Source organism: Streptomyces sp. NPDC001852, from assembly GCF_042891825.1.
GTDB lineage: Bacteria > Actinomycetota > Actinomycetes > Streptomycetales > Streptomycetaceae > Streptomyces.
Genome location: NZ_JBIATN010000004.1, coordinates 424,079 through 443,487 on the forward strand (window position 1 = coordinate 424,079; position 19,409 = coordinate 443,487).

Here is a 19,409-nt window from a genome sequence, read left to right on the forward strand (position 1 = left end):
GGCAGGCGCCCCCCTGCCCCGGCCGACCGCACCTACATGGCCGACGGATCCTGTGGCCCCCGGCCCGACAGCACCTCCCCGTACGCCTGCATCAAGTCCGGCAACCGAAGCGTGGCCAGGTCCTCCCGGGACAGCGACCCCGCGTACGTGGACAGCCGGAGATCCCGGTACGCGCAGCTCTTCTCGTACAGCGTCCGCAGGAACCGGCCGTTGCCCAGCTCGTCGATCCACCCCTGCTCGACCACGTGCCCGGCGATCGAGCGCAGCTCGTCCTGCGCCTCCTCGTCCCACACGTCCCCGTTCTCCGCGGCCAGCACCTTCCCGATCTCGGTGAGTTCCTGCGGCCGGTAGGAGGGGAAGTCGACCCGGGTCGTGAAACGGGAGGACAGCCCGGGGTTCGCGGCGAGCAGGCGATCCATGCCCTCGGGATAGCCGGCGAGGATCACCACCAGGTGGTCACGGTTGTCCTCGGCCCGCTTCAGGAGCACCTGCAGGGCCTCGTCGCCGTACGCGTCCCCCTTGCCGTACCCCGAGTTGGACAGCGAGTACGCCTCGTCCACGAACAGCACCCCGCCGATCGCGGAGTCGATCAGCTCGTTGGCCTTCACGGCCGTCTGCCCGAGGTACTCGCCGACCAGATCGGCCCGCTGGGCCTCCACCAGGTGATCCCCGCCGAGCAGGCCGAGGGCGTAGAACACCCGCCCCAGGATGCGGGCCACGGTGGTCTTCCCGGTCCCCGACGGCCCGGAGAAGACGAAGTGCCGTTTCGGCGGCTGCACGGGCAGCCCCTGCCCGGCCCGCAGCCGAGCCATGTTCAGCTGCGCGGACAACGCTTTGACCTGGCGTTTCACCGGCTCCAGCCCCACCATGCGCTCGAGCTCGGCAAGCGCCTCCTCGAGCAGGGCGGGGTCGGTCGGACCGGCCGGAATGGGGGAGGAGGAGACACCGGTCTTCACCCGTACCGCCGGATCGGTCACCGACGGCAGGGGCCCCGTCGGCAGATCCGGCTCCGGCAGCCGCAGATCACGGCCCTCGGTGCCGAACAGCGGATCGAAGCCGTCGGGCCCGTCCACGCTGTCCTGCCCGGCACCGGTCAGGGTGATCGCGGCCAGGTCGGCGCAGTCGTCGTACCCGTCGCCCTCGGCGATCGCCGCGAGCCGTGCCGCGGTGTCCATGAAGGCCGGGTCCACGCGGTGGACGGCCCGGTACAAGGGGAGCGCCGCCGCCGAGCGTCCCGTGCCCTCGTGCGCCCGCGCCAGCCAGTAGCGCAGCTCCTTGCGCTGCGGCTGCTCGCTGCGGCAGCGCATCAGCGCCGCCGACAGCAGCGGCTCGGCCTGGCCGTACATCTCCAGCCGGACCCGGGCCATGCCGCCGAACAGGCCCGCCTCGATGCCGAGCATGGGGTCGTCCAGCAGCGGGTCGGTGTGCCGTACCAGCTGCTCCCAGTCCTTGACCAGATAGGCGCGGCAGGCGTGCAGGAAGCGGACCTGGGGGTCGGTGTCGACCGGGGGCAGTCCGGCGAGGGCCCGGTCCAGCTCGGGCACGTGCCGGCCGTCCAGCCAGTGCGAGGCGTGCGCGAGCAGCAGGTCGCGCGGGCTCTCCAGCACCGGCTGCACCCACCAGCCCAGCCAGTACCAGGAGTTGAGCGTTCTGCGGTGCCGGGCGCGCTGTTCGCCGAAGCGGTCGCGGTGCCGGAACATCCTGAGCAGCGAGGTCGTCGTGTCGACGCGGAGCGCGTGCAGCCCTAACCAGCCGTCGGCCATTCCGGGGTCCATCCGCACCGCGGCGCGGAACTCCTCCTCCGCCTGCGGATAGGCGCCCATCGTGTAGGCGTCCACACCCCGCAGCCAGGCCAGGTCGGCCGGGGCCTCGGGGCCCTGCGTGCCGAAGTCCATCCCGTCCCCCCACAGACCGTGCCCCCGTGGTTCACCACCGGGCAGTGACCCGACGGCCGCCGCAGTCGAACCGCTGTGCCGCGGACCGGAGTTACCGGTGCGCGAGGCAGCCTCGAAGGCCGCACCGAGGGCATCGTACCCGCGCGGTGACCGCGTGCCGAAGGGTGCCGCACCGGCCGTTTGACGAGGTGGGAGCAGACGGGGCGCACACGGATCGGTGACCGAGGGTGACCGGATCGGTGCGCGGGGCGCCCGGAAAAAGGCCGACGGGCAGAACGAAGCCCCCGGTCACGGGGGAACAACCGGGGGCTTCGCGTCTGTGGGCGGTCCCGAATGACCGCTCATTGAGAACGTAAGACCTGTACGGCCCCCCGGTCAAGCGGAGTTGGGGCACTCGGAGAAGTTCCCCCGCAAGGGTCTTCACAACTTCACCACAACGCGGACGATTCGTCACTCTGGGTCACACCTTGGTCCGGTCCACGAGTTTCCCCAGGGCCCGGCAGCACCTCATACCCCTTCTGCGTCTGCAGCACCAGAAGATCGGCATGGGGGCGCGAAGGGTCCGCGGTGAAGTGCACGCGCTCCGCCTCGATCCAGCCCTCCCAGAACTCCCGCTGCTCCGCCCCGTCCCGCAGCCGACCGCGCGCCCAGGACGCCTCCCGCGGCAGCTCCATCCACAGCAGCAGGGCCAGGTGCGGCCGTAGCGCCCGGCGGCCGGCGCCGACCCCCTCGACGAGGACCACCGGTGCGGCCGGCAGCAGACGCGGCGCGCCGAAGCCGCGGGCGACCCAGTCGTACGGCAGGTAGGAGGCGCTCTCGCCGCGGGCGAACGGGCGGATCACCTGGGTCATGAGCCGACCGGTCCACTCGAAGAGCTGCTCGTGGCTGGCGATGTCGTCGAGGTGCAGCACCGGAGCCCCGCCGAGTGCGGCGGCCACCTGCCCGGCGAAGGTGGACTTTCCCGAGCCGGCGTGCCCGTCGATCCCGATCAGCCGGACCGGCCCGAGGGAGGGGGGAAGCCCGCGCAGCCGGGCGGCGAGGTCGCGCATGGGGGTCCCCCGGGGTGGGCGGGTGTGGGCGGTTTTCCGGAACTGTGCAGCAACAGTGTAGTGGTAGTCGCGTTTTGAATCATCGGCTGGCGGCCAGTCAAGGGCCCCCGATAAACATTCGCGAATCCCCTGACCGATATGTCGAATTAGGCGTTCCGGGTGTGACCGCCGCTGAGTAGGGTGCCATCAGCGCAACCGCTGTGCGCCGTACGGGTACTGGCAGGGGGACATGGCCGCGGAGTTATTCGAAGGGCACTATGTGTGGCACCCGGCGGCCGACGACCGTGTCCTGGCGGGCGTATGCGTCGATGTGCGTGCGGGACGTTATCGACACGCGTACGAGGCCCTCGCCGAAACGCGCACCGACTTCGCCCTGCGCGCCCATCGCTCGCTGGTCCTCGCCTCCGAGGCGGCCGGCACCGATCTGGTCGAGCGATGGCTCGCCGAGGAGCCGACGCCCGAGTCCGCGCTGATGTGGGCCCGGGTCGCGGTGCAGCGCGCGCTGCGGGCCGCCGATGCCCGCGACGAACGCGCCGAAGCGCTGGAACGGATCGCGCTGACCGCCTGCGACCGCGCCGCCGCCCTGGCACCCGAGGACCCCACCCCCTGGGTCGCCAGGCTCGCCATGGCCCGGCTGCACCGGTTGCGCGACCCGGCCCCGCAGGGCCTGCTCACCGCCCCGCCCGGCCCCTGGCGGCTGTTCGCGCACGTCCTGTCGCTGGACCCCTGGCACCGCGAGGGCCACCACCGCTTCCTCTCCTTCTTCTTCACGCGGTACGGCGGCTCGGTCAACGCGGCCTGGGACGTGGCCGCCTTCCTCAGCCAGCGGGCGCCCGCCGACTCCGCCCTCCGGCTGCTGCCCCTGGTGGCGCTGGTGGAGAGCTACAACCCGACCCAGCTGCTCGCCGACCGCGTCTGGGAACAGCCGCAGTGGCGCTCCACCGCGCTGGCGATCTACCAGAACTGGCTGCCCGCGGTGGGCCGTTACCGTTTCACCCCGGTGCTCGACCTGGCCTACCTCGCGCACGCGCTGATCATGGGCCGGCGCGAGTTCGAGGCCCGGGCGGTGTTCACGGCGATGGGCCCGTACGCCTCGCGCATGCCCTGGAGCGCCTTCGGCGATCCGGCCGAGCAGCTCTCCCGGGCCCGGCGTGCCTGCGGACTGCCCGTCCCGCGGCCCGACTGACCGCCGTTCGTCCCCTTTTTCCACCCCACCGAGAGAAAGGCCGATCTGTGTCGGAACGGATGTCGACTCCATGGGCGAAGGCCCGCGGGGGAGAAGACCCGGTCGTGCTCGACGACGACGCGACCCTGCACGCGATGGGATATCCGCGGAAACTCACCCGGCGCTTCCAGGCGTTCGACAATTTCGCGATCTCCTTCACCATCATCAATATCCTCTCGGGTATTTTCTCGTCCTTCGGATTCGGTATGAACGCGGGCGGCCCGCGCATTCTCGTGTTCGGCTGGATCGGGGTGTGCGTCATGGTGCTGCTCATCGGGGCGGCCATGGCGGAAGTCGCCTCGGCCTACCCGACCAGCGGTGCCCTGTATTTCTCCGCCGGTAAACTTGCAAAGCGGCACAAGGGGGCCTGGTCCTGGTTCACCGGCTGGCTGAACTTCGTTGGCCAGATCGGCGGCACCGCGGCCACCGGCTATGCGGCGGCCACGTTCATCCAGGCCTTCGTCCAGCTCCAGTGGCCCTCCTACCGGGCGACCGCGCACCAGACGGTGCTGATCACGGCCCTGATCATCGTCGTGCAGGGCCTCGCCAACACCTACACCGTGCAGCTCGTCGCCGTACTGAACCGCATTTCCGTGTGGTGGCTGCTGATCGGACTCGTCGTGATCGTGGGCGCACTCATAGTGATGCCCGATCACCATCAGCCGGCGTCGTTCGTGACGCATTTCGAGAACAACACCGGCTTCACGAACGGACTTTACGGCGGCATGCTCGGCCTGCTGGTGACCAGCTGGACGTTCACCGGGTTCGACGGCAGCTTCCACATGTCCGAGGAAACGGTCCACGCGACGGTCAACGCGCCCAGGGGGATCACCCGCGCCATCGGCTATTCGGCCATCACCGGTCTGATCCTGATGCTGGCACTGGTCTACAGCATTGGCGACTACGCCAAGGTGGCCGGTTCGGATGCGCCACCCGTCCAGATTCTCATCGACGGCCTCGGCCTCGGCGCCGCCAAGGTCATGCTCCTCATCGTCATCGGCGCGATGCTCTTCTGCGGTCTCGCCAACCTCACCAGCAACACCCGGCAGATCTTCGCCTTCTCCCGCGACGGCGCCATGCCCGGCTCCCGCTGGTGGCACTCGGTCTCGCCGCGCACCCGTACGCCCGTGAAGGCGGTGTGGCTCGCGGTGGTCTGCTCGCTGGCCCTGGTCCTGCCCGGCTGGTGGTCGCACACCGCCTTCACCGCGATCGTCAGTGTCAACGTGGTCGGTCTCTTCCTCGCCTACGCCGTGCCGATCTTCCTGCGGCTGCGGCTCGGTGACGCGTTCCAGCCCGGGCCCTGGCACCTGGGGCGCTGGGGCCGGCCGGTCGGCTGGCTCGCGGTGATCTGGATCGTGCTCAGCAGCGTCCTGTTCATGCTGCCGCAGGCCTCACCGATCACCGTCGACTCCTTCAACTACGCGCCGATCGCGCTCGCCGCCGTCCTGGTCGTGGCGACGGTGTGGTGGTTCGCCACCGCCCGCCGCCGCTTCCAGGGGCCGATCAGCTATGGCCGGCCCGACGAGGTCGCGGCGATGGATCTCGTCTGACCGACGCGCGCCGAAGTCAGGAGGCGTCCGGCTCGGGTGGCTGCGGGGAGTCGCGCGGCTGCGGGCCGGCGGTGGGCCGGGCGCTCCCACGGGGCGGAGCCGCATATGACCACAGCCCGACGGCCTCGGAGGTCGGCCTTCGAGGTGCCAGGCGCCCGCCCCCACCCCCGGCCCGCCGACAGCGCCGCTCAGCAGCTCACAAGGGCTCCACTCTGCCGTTCCAGTGGCTGAGACCAATATTGATGGCGCCGCATGCGCCGAAGTGCTGGCAGGCCCATGCGGCCTGCTCCATAGTTGGCGCACAAACCGCACCGGATCACCGGACACCTGGGGGTAATCGCGCCCATGAGCAGAGCCCAACAGCCGTCCCGCAGAACCGTCCTCACCGCAGCCGTCGCCGTGGCGGTGGCCGGCGGAACGGCCCCCGCTGCCGCCGCCGCGCCACGGCTCGCCACCGACGCCGACGACCCCGGCCAGGCGCAGGCCCGCCCGATCGACTACCACGCCTGGACCACGTACCGCGAGTGGCGCCTCGGCGCCGCCCAGGGAGTCCGGGCCGTCGCCGGCGCCCGCCCCGGCGTCGTGATCGGCGCCCCCGCCGGCCGCACCGACTACGCCGACCCGCACACCGGTACGACCACCACCTGGGAGTACGCCACCTGGACCTCCCCGCTCCACCGGCTCACCGTCCCCGCCACCGAGGTCGTCTCCTCCTGGAACGCCCACACCCCCGAGGGCACCTGGATCCAGGTGGAGCTCCAGGGCACGTACTCCGACGGCACCGGGACCCCGTGGTACGTGATGGGCCGCTGGGCGGCCGGTGACCAGGACATCAAGCGGACCTCGGTGGACGGCCAGGCCGACGGCAAGAGCGCGATCTGGACCGACACCTTCGCCATCGACGACGCGAGCACCGGCCTGCGCCTGACCTCGTACCGGCTGCGCCTCACCCTCTACCGCAGGCCGGGGACGCACCTGACCCCGACGGTGTGGCGGCTGGGCGCCATGGGGTCCGACATCCCCGACCGCTTCACCGTCCCCGCCTCCACCCCCGGACTCGCCCAGGAACTCGCCGTACCGCGCTACTCCCAGGAGATCCACAAGGGCCAGTACCCGCAGTACGACAACGGTGGTGAGGCCTGGTGCAGCCCCACATCCTCGCAGATGATCATCGAGTACTGGGGCGGCCGGCTCACCCCCGGGCAGCTGTCCTGGGTCGACCCCTCCTACGCCGACCCGCAGGTGGACAACGCCGCCCGCTTCACCTACGACTACCAGTACGAGGGCTGCGGCAACTGGCCGTTCAACGCCGCCTACGCGGCCACCTTCGAGGGCCTGCAGGGCGTGGTCACGCGGCTCGCCTCGCTGACCGACCTGGAGACGCTGATCGCGGCCGGCATCCCGGCCATAACGTCCCAGTCGTTCCTGAAGACCGAACTGACCGGCGCCGGCTACGGCACCTCCGGCCATCTGATGACGGTGATCGGCTTCACGGCGGACGGCGACGTGATCGCCAACGACCCGGCCTCGCCGAGCGACGACGCGGTACGACGGGTCTATCTGCGCCGGGAGTTCGAGAACATCTGGCTGCGCACCAAGCGGTACAACGCCTCAGGCAAGGTCGTCTCCGGCACGGGGGGAGTCTGCTACCTCTACTTCCCGGCCCACCCGAGCCCGCGTCAGCGCAAGGCGCTCGCGGCGGTGGGCGTGCACTGACCTGGTGAGCGCGGCCGTGTGAGCAAGCTCATCACCGCAGACGCCGTCGCGGGTGGCAAGGTGGCCGCATGGACACGACCGCACCCCCGGCCACCGCCACCCGCACCGGCGGCCCCCAGGAAGACGGCCCGAAGATCCTGGAGCACGTCATGGGCTGGGTCCTCGTGGCGGTCGTCGCGATGTTCGTGACCCAGCTCGGCCTGCTCTGAGTCGGCCCGCTCACGTGTGCGGCATGTTCTGACATACTGCGGAGGTCCCGCCGACCGCCTGGAACAGGGCCGAAATTGAGTATGCCGCCGCAGCGTGCCGCCGTCCGTCCCCGGATGCGCGGTACCGAGCGCTCCGTGGCCCGTCGCGCCGAACTCATCGCCATCGGGCGGACGTTGTTCGCCGACACGTCCTACGACGCGCTGTCCATGGACGACATCGCCCGCCAGGCGCATGTCGCCAAGGGGCTGATCTACTACTACTTCCAGTCCAAGCGGGGCTATTACCTGGCGATCATCCAGGACTCCGTCGCCGACCTGGTCACCTTTGCCGCGAACGGCCTCGAGATGCCCGCCGTGGACCGGGTCCACCGCACCATCGACGGCTATCTGCGGTACGCCGAGCACCACCAGGCCGCGTACCGCACCATCGTCAGCGGCGGCGTCGGCTTCGACGCCGAGGTCCACGCCATCCGGGACGGCGTCCGCGAGGCGATCATCGCCACCATCGCCGAAGGGGCGTACGGCCGCAGCGACATCGCTCCGCTCGCCCGGATGGGCCTGCTCTCCTGGGTGTGCAGCGTCGAGGGCGCGACCCTGGACTGGATCGACCGCCCCGAGCTCTCCCGCGACACCATGCGCGAGCTGCTGGTGAAGACGCTCGGCGGCGCCCTGCGCGCGGTCGAGGAACTGGACCCGGCCTACCCGGCGCCGCGGCCGGCCCGTCGCGACACCTGACCCACCCGGCCGCTGTGTCGCCGTGTCGCAGGGTCGCCCTGTCGCCGTGTCGCCGGGACAAGGATTGGCATGAACGCGACGGCGTGCCGTACCGGGCTCACCTGCGGTTCGACCCGTACACAAGGTTCCGGCTGGATTCTTGAAGTAAGCGGTCGTTAACTGGTGACGGGAGGTCGCTGATCGGGCATACTCACAGCGCACAGCCGCTGGTCAGCCGCTTCCGAGACCCGGGAGCGGGCGCCTTCGGCATCACGGAACGACCAGGCGGAGCCGCCCCCACCCGAAGGGCCAGACCGCCGGTGCCCGACCAGGGAGGAGACCGACGCCATGTCCGACCGCGACCCGCAGCCGGTGGAGCGTCAGCTGCCGACGGAGGAGGCGCGGGATCTGCTCGCCCTCGTCCGGGACATCGCCCAGCGCGAGATCGCGCCGAAGGCCGCCGAGGAGGAGGACGCGGGCCGCTTCCCGCGCGAGGTCTTCACCCTGCTGTCCGAATCGGGCCTGCTCGGCCTGCCGTACGACGCCGAGTACGGCGGCGGCGACCAGCCCTACGAGGTCTACCTCCAGGTCCTGGAGGAGCTTGCCGCGGCCCGGCTCACCGTGGGCCTCGGCGTCAGCGTGCACACGCTCGCCTCCTACGCGCTCGCCACGTACGGCACCAAGCAGCAGCAGGTCGAGCATCTGCCCGCCATGCTCGGCGGCGGCCTGCTCGGCGCATACTGCCTCTCCGAGCCGTCCTCCGGCTCCGACGCGGCCTCGCTGCGGACCAAGGCCGTCCGCGACGGCGACCAGTGGGTGATCGACGGGACCAAGGCCTGGATCACGCACGGCGGCATCGCCGACTTCTACACCGTGATGGCCCGCACCGGCGAGGAGGGCCCGCGCGGGATCACCGCCTTCCTGGTCCCCGGCGACGCGCCGGGCCTGAGCGGCGCGCTGCCCGAGAAGAAGATGGGCATGAAGGGCTCGCCCACCGCGCAGGTCCACCTCGACGGTGTCCGCGTCGGTGACGACCGGCGGATCGGCGAGGAGGGCCAGGGCTTCTTCATCGCCCTGTCCGCCCTCGACTCCGGGCGGCTCGGCATCGCCGCCTGCGCGATCGGCCTCGCCCAGGCCGCACTGGACGAGGCGGTCGCCTACGCCACCCAGCGCCGGCAGTTCGGCCACCCGATCGGCGACTTCCAGGGCCTGCGCTTCATGATCGCCGACATGGCCACCCAGATCGAGGCGGGCCGCGCGCTCTACCTCGCCGCCGCCCGGCTGCGCGACGCCGGCAAGCCGTTCGCCAAGCAGGCCGCCATGGCCAAGCTGCACTGCACCGACACGGCCATGAAGGTCACCACGGACGCCGTACAGATACTCGGCGGCTACGGCTACACCGCCGACTTCCCGGCCGAGCGCTATATGCGCGAGGCCAAGGTCCTGCAGATCGTCGAGGGCACCAACCAGATCCAGCGCATGGTCATCGCCCGTCACGTGGCGGGACCCGAAAGCCGCTGAACTGCCCGGTGAGGACGGTCGGGGCCGCCAGCCTGATCCACTCCGGATCGTGGCGGCCCGGCAGCGTCCGGCCCCGGTCGGCCCACGTCCGCATGAGATCGCGGTAGATGGGCGGGTCCTGCGGCACGGGCGGCGGAACCGATTCTGCCGGGCGGGGGACGAAGATCCGGCGCTGACGCCCGGTGGCCGAGTGCAAGGCGGTCATGCCTGGGCAACGCGGCAGCGGCCGGACAGGTCACCACCCGGTGGAATCGAGCGTCAGTTCAGGCGCATCCGGTCCCCGCTCTGGCCTCCTACGGTCAACTGACGTACCGTCAGCCGACCATCGCCCAGGGGGTGACCGTGGCCGACGACCGTCCCGTACCGCTCGACGAGTACCCGGTGCACCAGGTACCGCTGTCCATGAAGCACGTGGCGACCGGCGACCGGAACGCCTACGACCGCTGCATCTTCCACGTCTTCGACCACGCCGGCCGCGCCCTGCTCATCCTCGGCCTCGGCGTCTACCCCAACCTCGGCGTGATCGACGCCTACGCCACCCTGCGCACGGGGGATACCCTGCACGCCGTACGCGCCTCCGACGCCCTGGGCGAGGACCGGATGCGGCTCGCCGTCGGCCCCCTGCGCATCGAGGTCCCGCGGCCGCTCCGGGAACTGCGCCTGATCTGCGAGGACGACCAGCTGTCGTACGACCTCACCTGGACGGCCGCCTTCCCCGCCCTCTGGGAGCCGCACCACCTCCAGCGCCGCGGCGACCGGCTCACCCTGGAGGGCCGCCGCTTCGTCCAGGCGGGTACCGCGGAGGGTGTCGTCCGGGCCGGGGGAGCGGAGTTCCGGGTCACCGCGGACGACTGGACCGGCACCCGGGACCGCAGCTGGGGCGTGCGGCCCCTGCCGGGCGAGGACGGCGGGCGGCTCGCGGCGGACCACCCCACCGAGGGCTTCCACTGGATCTGGTGCCCGGTCCGCTTCGACGACCGCTTCCTGATGGTCATCACCCAGGAGGACGCCGACGGCCACCGCTTGCTGAACGACGCGACCGAGGTCCGCCCCGGCCGGCGCGACCGCCAGCTGGGCTGGCCGCAGACCGAGATCGGCTACCGCCCCGGCACCCGTCACCCGCGGCGGGCGGTCATCCATCTGGGGGACGCACGGGAATCGCGCAAGCTTGACGTCGAGATCCTCGCCTCCTCGCCGCTCGCCCTCGGCGCGGGCTACCCGCCGGCGGACGACTGGCAGCACGGGACCTGGCGGGGGCCCGGCTGGACCGACCGGCGCACCTACGACATGACCCAGCCGCACCCCCTGGCCGGTTACGGCGTCACCGACCACTCCGCCCGCTTCCGGCTCGACGGGCAGACGGGTCACGGCATCTTCGAGCACGGCTCGTTCGGCCGGCACGACCCGAGCGGCTTCACCGGTTTCGACTCGGTCGCGCCCTGAGGAAGGGGATCCGCATGGCCACGGCACCGCGTCCCCGTACCAGCACCCGGGCCCCGGGGGAACTCGTCCGGCGCCTCACCGCCTGGCTCGGCACCCGGTTGCCCGGCGCCAGGGCGACCGGTGTCACCGTCCCGGCCTCCAACGGCATGTCCAGCGAGACCCTGCTGTTCGACCTGGAGCACCCCGAAGCACCCTGCCGGGCCTGTGTGTTGCGGCTCGCGGCGGACCCTGCCGCGTACACCGTCTTCCCCGAGTACGACATGGCCCGGCAGTACCGCACCCTGCAACTGGTGGCCGAGCACACCGACGTGCCCGTGCCCCGGGTGCTGTGGCTGGAGGAGGACCCGGGCCCGCTGGGGGCGCCGTTCTTCGTCATGGAACGGGTCGCCGGCCGCGTGCCGCCGGACGTCATGCCGTACACCTACGAGGGCAGTTGGCTGCACGGGGCGAGCGACGCCGAACGCGAGCACCTGGAGGCCGGGACGGTCGGGCTGCTGGCCCGCCTGCACGGCCAAGTGCCCGTCGCCGAGGCCCACTTCCTCGCCACGCCCGGTCCGGGCGACGCGCTGCGCCGCCATGTGACCGCCCAACGCGCCTACTACGCCTGGGTGGTCGACGGCCTGCCCCGCTCACCCCTCATCGAGGCCGCCTTCGACCGGCTGGAGCAGCTGTGGCCACGCGAGGTGGGCCCACCTGTCCTCAGCTGGGGCGACGCGCGCATCGGAAACATCGTCTACGACGGTTTCGACCCCGTCGCCGTCCTGGACTGGGAGATGGCGGCACTCGCCCCGCGCGAGGTCGACCTCGGCTGGATCATCTATCTGCACCGCTTCTTCCACGACCTCACGGTCGCCTCAGGACAGCGCGGACTGCCGGAGCTCCTGCGCCGGGACCGCGTCGAGGCCCGCTACGCACGCCTGACCGGTCACACGCCACGGGACATGGACTTCCACACCCTCTACGCCGCCCTGCGCCATGCGATCGTCATGCTTCGCATCGCCTACCGGCAGGTGCACTTCGGGGAGGACGCCGTCCCGGCGGACCCGGACGCACTGATCCTGCACCACGGCAGCCTGCGCGCCATGGTGCAGGGCACGTACTGGACGCGGTGAGGCGGCTCAGGCGGCCTGACGGCGCATCGCCGGCACGCGCATCGGGCGCGAGCCCGGGCCGCCGACGTGCGAGAACGGCTGCTTGCGCCAGTCCAGACCCTGGGGGAGCGTCAGCAGCAGGGCGGTGTCCTGCTCCTGCAGCGTGACGGACTCGTCCGCGGGGCGGGCGTCGGCGGCCGAACGGCCCGTACCCGCACAGACCGTGAGACCGAACGGGTTCCACGGCGAGGCGCACAGCGCGTGCTCGGGCAGGACCTGCTCGTCCGCCAGGAGCGCGATCGGCTGGGCGCAGTCCGGGCAGATCACCCGGTACATCTCGAAGGTGTCGTAGGCGTCCGGTTCGTCGTCGAGGGCGCCGGGTTCGACGCCCTCCGGCTCGGGCTCGACGACCGGCTGCTGCCGCTTGGACGCGGATCGACCAGGGCGATGGACACTCTGCATGGGATTCTCCCCCTAAGGCTGGGCCGTGACGGCGCTGCGGCCTCGACCACAGCAAGCACTTCCCGCCCGCCCTCGGCGGTAATCACGAGAGCATCACGGAGCCTGCCCGTGGTGTGTGGTGTTCGTCACATGCCGGGCGCAGGTGCGCCCTGCGGGCCCTATGCAGTGCTTTTTGTATCGAACCGGCCATGACCTGCGCTCTCGGCTATCCCAGGAGATCAAGCGCACTGTAGGTTTTGGCGCCATGGAGGAGCTGGACCGACAGATCGTGCAGCTGCTCGTCAAGGACGGGCGGATGAGCTACACAGACCTGGGCAAGGCCACGGGCCTGTCCACGTCGGCCGTGCACCAGCGGGTGCGCCGGCTGGAACAGCGTGGCGTCATCCGCGGCTACGCCGCGGTGGTCGACCCGGAGGCCGTCGGGCTGCCGCTCACCGCGTTCATCTCGGTGAAACCGTTCGACCCCAGCGCCCCCGACGACATCGCGGACCGCCTCGCCGGCGTCCCCGAGATCGAGGCCTGCCACAGCGTCGCGGGCGACGAGAACTACATCCTCAAGGTCCGGGTGGCGACCCCGCACGAACTGGAGGAGCTGCTGGCGAGGCTGCGCGGTCTCGCGGGGGTGTCGACGCGCACGACGGTGGTCCTGTCGACGCCGTACGAAGCACGGCCGCCGCGGATCTGACCGAGGCGTTCCGACACGCCCCAGGTGCGGCTCCGCCCCGGCGGCAGGAGAAACTGTCCGCCATGAGCGACCGCACCGCCGAGCCCGAGCCTGCCCAGACCGTCCTCCTGCGCCGAGGAGAGGTGCACAGCCCCGCGGACCCCTTCGCCACGGCGATGGTGGTGGAGCGCGGCCACGTCGCCTGGGTCGGCTCGGAGGGCGCCGCCGACGCCTTCGCCGAGGGCGTGGACGAGGTGATCGACCTCGACGGTGCCCTCGTCACCCCGGCCTTCACCGACGCCCATGTGCACACCACCGCCACGGGCCTCGCCCTGACCGGACTCGACCTGTCCGGCGCACCCTCCCTGGCGGCCGCCCTCGCCCTGGTCCGCGACTTCGCCGCCGCCCGCCCGGACGACCGCGTGCTGCTGGGCCACGGCTGGGACGCCGCCCGCTGGCCCGGCGGCCGCCCGCCGACCCGCGCCGAACTCGACCAGGCCACCGGCGGCCGCCCGCTGTACCTCTCCCGCATCGACGTGCACTCGGCGGTCGTCACCACCGCCCTGCTGGACCTGATCGGCGGCGACGTCCCGCGCGAGGACGCCCCGCTCACCCGGGACGCCCATCACGCCGTTCGCGAGGCCGCCCTCGCCGCCATCACCCCCGCCCAGCGCGCGGAGGCCCAGCGCACCGCCCTCGCCCACGCGGCCTCCCTCGGCATCGGCTCGGTGCACGAGTGCGGCGGCCCGCAGATCTCCTCCGAGGAGGACTTCACCGGCCTGCTGCGGCTCGCCGCCGAGGTGCCCGGCCCGCGCGTGGTCGGCTACTGGGCCGAACGGAACGTCGAGCGGGCACGGGACCTCGGCGCCGTGGGCGCGGCGGGCGACCTCTTCGCCGACGGCGCCCTCGGCTCGCACACCGCCTGCCTGCACGAGCCGTACGCCGACGCCGACCACTCCGGCACCGCCTACCTGGACGCCGAGGCCGTCGCCGCCCATGTCGTCGCCTGCACCGAGGCGGGCCTGCAGGCCGGCTTCCACGCCATCGGCGACGCCGCCGTGACCACCGTCGTGGAGGGCGTGCGTGCCGCCGCGGAGAAGCTCGGCCTCGCCCGGATCCGTGCCGCCCGGCATCGCGTCGAACACGCCGAAATGCTCACCCCCGAGACCGTCGCCGGCTTCGCCGAGCTGGGTCTGATCGCCTCCGTCCAGCCCGCCTTCGACGCGCTGTGGGGCGGCGAGGACGGCATGTACGCCCGGCGGCTGGGTGCCGGGCGTGCCCGTACCCTCAACCCCTTCGCGGCTCTCCTGCGCGCCGGTGTGCCCCTCGCCTTCGGCTCCGACAGCCCGGTCACCCCGCTCGACCCGTGGGGCGCCGTCCGGGCCGCCGCGTTCCACCACACGCCCCACCACCGGGTCTCCGTCCGGGCCGCCTTCACGGCGCACACGCGCGGCGGCTGGCGGGCCGTGGGCCGGGACGACGCCGGCGTCCTGGTGCCGGGCGCGCCCGCCGACTACGCGGTCTGGCGCACCGACGAGCTGGTCGTCCAGGCCCCCGACGACCGGGTGGCCCGCTGGTCGACCGACCCGCGCTCCGGCACGCCCGGCCTGCCGGACCTCACCCCGGGTCGTGACCTGCCGGTCTGTCTGCGCACCGCGGTGGGCGGACGGACGGTGTTCGTACGGCCGGGCGAGTGATCTACGGGGGTGGCGCGGTGGCGATCAGGCGCCGCCGCGCCGCCGCCCGACCTGCGCATCCTCCCCGAAGGCGGCCCCGTCCGGGACGTCGTCGCAGGCCAGGCGGCTGTTGACAGTCGACGGCCGGGGGCCGGTAGGTTCGGCCGAGTCCACCACCGGACGCCCGACCGGGGAGCGTTCGCACTCGGCGCGGCGCCGCTGGGTCAGGGACGGTGTGCCGCACCGGGCACCGTCGCTGGGAGCCAGGCTCAGCGCCCGCGCCGCCGAGGGAACGTTCCAGCCGGTCGGCAAGGTGTGACCCGGGTGGGGCCCGTGCGCTCAGTAGACAACGGCTTTCGGTCGATCCGCAGCCAGCGGGTCCCAGGTCGGCCCGAAGGGCGCCGGGCCCCCATCCGCCGCGGCGGGGAACGCGGCCCCGGCGCGCCGTCAAGGTGCCGAAACGCCGATTCTTACCCCGCTCTTGCGGAATCGACACCACCCTGGGAACGAGCCGGTGCGTCTTACCCGCCGGTGGCCACTATGGTGGACCCCTGCGTACGACCAGAAGGGGCAGCAGTGAACGACGGCGACGGGACCCTGGCGGCCAAGGCCCAGGAGAGGCACTTCGGTCCGCTCGGCACGGCCTTGGTGATCATTCCGACCTACAACGAGGCGGAGAACATCAAGACCATCGTCGGCCGGGTGCGCAAGGCCGTCCCCGAGGCGCACGTGCTGATCGCGGACGACAACAGTCCCGACGGCACCGGCAAGCTCGCCGACGAGCTGGCGGCCGAGGACGGACACGTCCAGGTGATGCACCGCAAGGGCAAGGAAGGCCTGGGCGCCGCCTACCTCGCCGGCTTCCGCTGGGGCCTGGAGCGCGACTACGGCGTGCTGGTCGAGATGGACGCCGACGGCTCCCACCAGCCCGAGGAGCTGCCCCGGCTGCTCACCGGCCTCAAGAGCGCCGACCTGGTGCTCGGCTCCCGCTGGGTGCCCGGCGGCCGCGTGGTGAACTGGCCCAAGTCCCGCGAGTTCATCTCCCGCGGCGGCAGCCTCTACTCCCGGCTCGCCCTCTCCCTTCCGCTGCGCGACATCACCGGCGGCTACCGTGCGTTCCGCCGCGAGACCCTGCAGGGCCTGGGCCTGGACGAGGTCGCCTCCCAGGGCTACTGCTTCCAGGTCGACCTGGCCCGCCGCGCGGTCAAGGCCGGCTACCACGTGGTCGAGGTGCCGATCACCTTCGTCGAGCGCGAGCTCGGCGACTCCAAGATGAGCAAGAACATCCTCATCGAGGCGCTGTGGCGGGTCACCGCCTGGGGTGCGGAAGAGCGGGTCGCCAAGCTCACCGGCAAGAAGAAGCGCGCCTCGTAGTCCCCGGCCGGCTCCGGCGGACCTCGTGGTCCCCGGCCGGACCCGGCCGATCAACCCCTTATCCCGTGCTGAGCTGCCACCAGGCACACTGGGAGCATGACGACTGGCGCTCCGACCTCTCCGTACACCGCTGCCCGCCCCCGGCGCTCCCGGCTGCGCAGGTATCTGCCGCTGGGCATCGCCGCCTGGCTGGTGCTGGAGATCTGGCTGCTGGCCCAGGTCGCGGGCGCGGCCGGGGGGCTCGCCGTGTTCCTGCTGCTCGTCGCGGGCCTCATGGCCGGCTCCGTGGTCATCAAACGGGCCGGCCGTCGTGCCTTCCAGAGCCTGAACGAGGCGCTGCAGCGGGGCGGTTCACCGGAGCGCGGCGGCGGCAACGGCCTGATGATGCTCGGTGGTCTGCTGCTGATCATCCCCGGCCTGCTCTCCGACGTGGCGGGCCTGCTCCTGCTGCTGCCGCCGGTGCAGAAGGCCGTGAGCCGGTACGCGGAGAACGCCCTGGACAAGAGGCTGTGCACGGCGGCCCCGGGCAGCCTCGGCGACGCCTTCCAGCAGGCCCGCATCCGCCGTCCCGACGGCAAGGTGGTGCAGGGCGAGGTCATCCGGGAGGACCGGCCCGGGCCGGGGGACGAGCAGGAGCGCCCGCCGCTGTCCCGCTGAGCCCGGCGGCCGTACGAAACCGCGGGCCGCGGGCAGACGAAACCCCGGGCACAGACGAAACCGCGGGCGCCGTACGCGATTCGCGTACGGCGCCCGCGGTTTCGTGTGCGCTGTATCCCGGCCCAGCCCCGCAGGACTACGCCGACTTACGGCTGTCCCGGGGGTGAACCGCGATGTTCATCGCCCCCGAGCGCAGAACCGCCAGGCGCTCCTCGAGGACCTCTTCGAGCTCCTCACGGGTGCGCCGCTCCATCAGCATGTCCCAGTGGGTACGCGCGGGCTTGGCCTTCTTCTCCTCAGGGCCGTCGCCGTCGACGAGGAGTGCCTGGGCTCCGCAGACCTTGCACTCCCACTCCGGCGGGATCTCCGCCTCGACCGAGAAGGGCATCTCGAAGCGGTGCCCCTTCTCGCATGCGTACTCCACGGCCTGGCGCGGGGCCAGGTCGATACCGCGGTCCGTCTCGTAGCTGGTCACCACGAGGCGCGTACCGCGAAGAGCTCGCTCACTCATGAATCGTGCCTCCCGGGCTTGTCGCCCACAGGACAGGTGTCGCTGTCGTCGTCATCCGGTCAACGTCCGGTCGGCGGTAAAGATTCCCGTTCCGTGTCCCGTTCCGGGTCATGCGTCGCCGTCGTAGCCGCCCCTTGTTCTACCCACCGGCGCCCGGTTTGTCACATCTGCTAGCAGATGTCACCCAGCGTTTCGGCATCTTTGACGCGCAGTAACGGTACGCCTGGCAGGCCAAAGGCGTACACTACCGCCCTTTCGCGTTGAGCGCTAAATCAGTGCTAAATCTTCTCCGGAACCGGGTTGCCCGCCTCGCCGATCGCCCGCCGCACCGGGACACGCGCCAGCAGCACGAAGCCGATGACGAAGAAGGCCACCAGCGAGATGATCGCGGACCGATAGCTCCCGGTCAGCTGGTAGGTCATCCCGAACAGCAGCGGCCCGAGCCAGCTCATCCCGCGGTCGCTCAGCTCGTACGCCGAGAAGTACTCGGCCTCCTTGCCGGGCGGCACGAGATGGGAGAACAGCGACCGGGACAGCGCCTGGCTGCCGCCGAGGACCAGGCCGATCCCGGCGGCCAGCACGAAGAAGAACACCGGTGTCCTCGCGGGCAGGAAGTAACCGGCCGCCAGCGTCACCGTCCACGCCACCAGCGAGCCCAGGATCGTCCGCTGGGCGCCGTACGTCCGCGCCAGCCGGCCCATCGCCAGCGCCCCGGCCACGGCCAGCACCTGCACCAGCAGCACGGCCACGATGAGCGTCGACTGGCCGAGTCCCAGTTCCTGCGAGCCGTAGACGGAGGCCTGGGTGATCACCGTCTGGATGCCGTCGTTGTAGATGAGGTACGCCAGCAGGAAGGCGAGCGTCAGCGGATGCCGGCGCATGTCCCGGACCGTCGCCGCCAACTGCCTCGCTCCGGGCGCCGCGCCGCGCTCCACGCGCGCGTGCCGGTCGCGCAGCCTGCGCAGCGGTATGAGCGTGAACGCCCCCCACCACAGGCCCGCCGAGGCCAGGCAGACGCGGACCGCGGCCGTCTCGGTCAGGCCGAAGGAGCCGTGCGCCGAGTACAGGACCAGGTTGGCGACCAGGACCGTGGAGCCCGCGCCGTAGCCGAAGGCCCAGCCCCGTGAGGAGACCGCGTCGCGCTCCTCGGGCGGGGCGATCTGCGGCAGGTAGGAGTTGTAGAGCATCATCCCGACGGACTGCGCCGCGTTGGCCACCACCAGTAGCGCCCCGCCGAGCAGGTACCGGTCGCCGTCCAGGAAGAACATGCCCGTGGTCGCCGCGGCCCCGGTGTACGCCGCCGCCGCGAGCAGCGGCTTCTTGCGTCCGGTGCGGTCGGCCGCGCTGCCCACGATCGGCATCACCACGACCGCCAGGATCACCGACAGGGACACCGAGTAGGCGAAGAAGGAGCCCGCCCGGACCGGGACGCCCAGGGGGTGCACATAGCCGTCGGCGTCCGCGGCCCGCTCGGCCACCGCGGTGAGGTAGGGGCCCAGGAAGACCGTCACCACGCTCGTCGAATAGACCGAACAGGCCCAGTCGTAGAAATACCAGCCGCGCTGCTCGCGCCGGAGGCCGGCGGCGTCGTCCGCCGCGGCCGTCCGCACGGTGTCCGTGCTCACCCGTGCCCTCGCTTCCCCGCTCAACTG

The 19,409-nt window shown here is 71.8% G+C and carries 17 protein-coding genes; 12 read left to right on the plus strand and 5 right to left on the minus strand.

The window, feature by feature from the left end:
- Window positions 1–32: 32 nt before the first annotated feature.
- Entirely contained in the window at window positions 33–1,895 is a 1,863-nt protein-coding gene (locus ACFYZB_RS09970; protein ID WP_351211492.1) for an AAA family ATPase, read from the minus strand.
- A 428-nt stretch (window positions 1,896–2,323) separates the two neighbouring features.
- Entirely contained in the window at window positions 2,324–2,944 is a 621-nt protein-coding gene (locus tag ACFYZB_RS09975) for a uridine kinase (protein WP_388756397.1), read from the minus strand.
- Between the two features lie 229 nt (window positions 2,945–3,173).
- On the opposite strand from ACFYZB_RS09975, the gene ACFYZB_RS09980 reads away from it, so the two are divergent.
- From ACFYZB_RS09980 to ACFYZB_RS10015, 8 genes are all read left to right on the plus strand, one after another.
- Window positions 3,174–4,130 (plus strand): hypothetical protein, encoded by a 957-nt coding sequence (locus ACFYZB_RS09980; RefSeq protein ID WP_388756400.1) that lies wholly within the window; start codon window positions 3,174–3,176, stop codon window positions 4,128–4,130.
- A gap of 47 nt (window positions 4,131–4,177) precedes the next feature.
- Window positions 4,178–5,719, plus strand: coding sequence for an amino acid permease (locus ACFYZB_RS09985; RefSeq protein ID WP_388756402.1), 1,542 nt, complete (start codon window positions 4,178–4,180; stop codon window positions 5,717–5,719).
- Between the two features lie 345 nt (window positions 5,720–6,064).
- Window positions 6,065–7,435, plus strand: coding sequence for a peptidase C39 family protein (locus ACFYZB_RS09990; RefSeq protein WP_388756405.1), 1,371 nt, complete (start codon window positions 6,065–6,067; stop codon window positions 7,433–7,435).
- 68 nt (window positions 7,436–7,503) lie between these two features.
- A complete protein-coding gene (locus tag ACFYZB_RS09995) occupies window positions 7,504–7,644 on the plus strand; it encodes an SCO1431 family membrane protein (protein ID WP_388756408.1) in 141 nt (46 codons plus the stop codon).
- Window positions 7,645–7,725: 81 nt separating this feature from the next.
- Window positions 7,726–8,379, plus strand: coding sequence for a TetR/AcrR family transcriptional regulator (locus ACFYZB_RS10000; protein WP_351211480.1), 654 nt, complete (start codon window positions 7,726–7,728; stop codon window positions 8,377–8,379).
- Between the two features lie 327 nt (window positions 8,380–8,706).
- The gene (locus ACFYZB_RS10005) at window positions 8,707–9,879 is read left to right on the plus strand and encodes an acyl-CoA dehydrogenase family protein (RefSeq protein ID WP_388756411.1); all 1,173 of its coding nucleotides are present in this window, start codon (window positions 8,707–8,709) and stop codon (window positions 9,877–9,879) included.
- Between the two features lie 342 nt (window positions 9,880–10,221).
- Entirely contained in the window at window positions 10,222–11,322 is a 1,101-nt protein-coding gene (locus tag ACFYZB_RS10010; protein ID WP_388756414.1) for a hypothetical protein, read from the plus strand.
- 14 nt (window positions 11,323–11,336) lie between these two features.
- Window positions 11,337–12,434, plus strand: a complete 1,098-nt coding sequence (locus ACFYZB_RS10015; RefSeq protein ID WP_388756417.1) for a phosphotransferase family protein — start codon at window positions 11,337–11,339, stop codon at window positions 12,432–12,434.
- Window positions 12,435–12,440: 6 nt separating this feature from the next.
- Here ACFYZB_RS10015 and ACFYZB_RS10020 read toward each other — a convergent pair whose 3' ends face one another.
- On the minus strand, window positions 12,441–12,875 hold the full coding sequence (locus ACFYZB_RS10020) for a hypothetical protein (RefSeq protein WP_388756419.1): 435 nt from the start codon (window positions 12,873–12,875) through the stop codon (window positions 12,441–12,443).
- 244 nt (window positions 12,876–13,119) lie between these two features.
- On the opposite strand from ACFYZB_RS10020, the gene ACFYZB_RS10025 reads away from it, so the two are divergent.
- The 4 genes from ACFYZB_RS10025 to fxsA all read left to right on the plus strand — a co-directional run bounded on the left by ACFYZB_RS10025 (window position 13,120) and on the right by fxsA (window position 17,246).
- Window positions 13,120–13,560: an Lrp/AsnC family transcriptional regulator gene (locus ACFYZB_RS10025; protein WP_043498889.1), complete on the plus strand. Its 441-nt coding sequence runs from the start codon at window positions 13,120–13,122 to the stop codon at window positions 13,558–13,560.
- 62 nt (window positions 13,561–13,622) lie between these two features.
- A complete protein-coding gene (locus ACFYZB_RS10030) occupies window positions 13,623–15,236 on the plus strand; it encodes an amidohydrolase (RefSeq protein ID WP_388756422.1) in 1,614 nt (537 codons plus the stop codon).
- Between the two features lie 555 nt (window positions 15,237–15,791).
- Window positions 15,792–16,589, plus strand: coding sequence for a polyprenol monophosphomannose synthase (locus ACFYZB_RS10035; RefSeq protein ID WP_351211468.1), 798 nt, complete (start codon window positions 15,792–15,794; stop codon window positions 16,587–16,589).
- 96 nt (window positions 16,590–16,685) lie between these two features.
- On the plus strand, window positions 16,686–17,246 hold the full coding sequence (gene fxsA / locus ACFYZB_RS10040) for an FxsA family membrane protein (RefSeq protein ID WP_388756425.1): 561 nt from the start codon (window positions 16,686–16,688) through the stop codon (window positions 17,244–17,246).
- Window positions 17,247–17,382: 136 nt separating this feature from the next.
- Here fxsA and ACFYZB_RS10045 read toward each other — a convergent pair whose 3' ends face one another.
- Both ACFYZB_RS10045 and ACFYZB_RS10050 read right to left on the minus strand, forming a co-directional pair.
- Window positions 17,383–17,757 carry an RNA polymerase-binding protein RbpA gene (locus ACFYZB_RS10045; RefSeq protein ID WP_003977404.1) on the minus strand — a complete coding sequence of 125 codons (375 nt, stop codon included), beginning with the start codon at window positions 17,755–17,757 and terminating at the stop codon, window positions 17,383–17,385.
- Window positions 17,758–18,035: 278 nt separating this feature from the next.
- On the minus strand, window positions 18,036–19,382 hold the full coding sequence (locus ACFYZB_RS10050; RefSeq protein ID WP_351216384.1) for an MFS transporter: 1,347 nt from the start codon (window positions 19,380–19,382) through the stop codon (window positions 18,036–18,038).
- Between the last annotated feature and the right edge of the window lie 27 nt (window positions 19,383–19,409).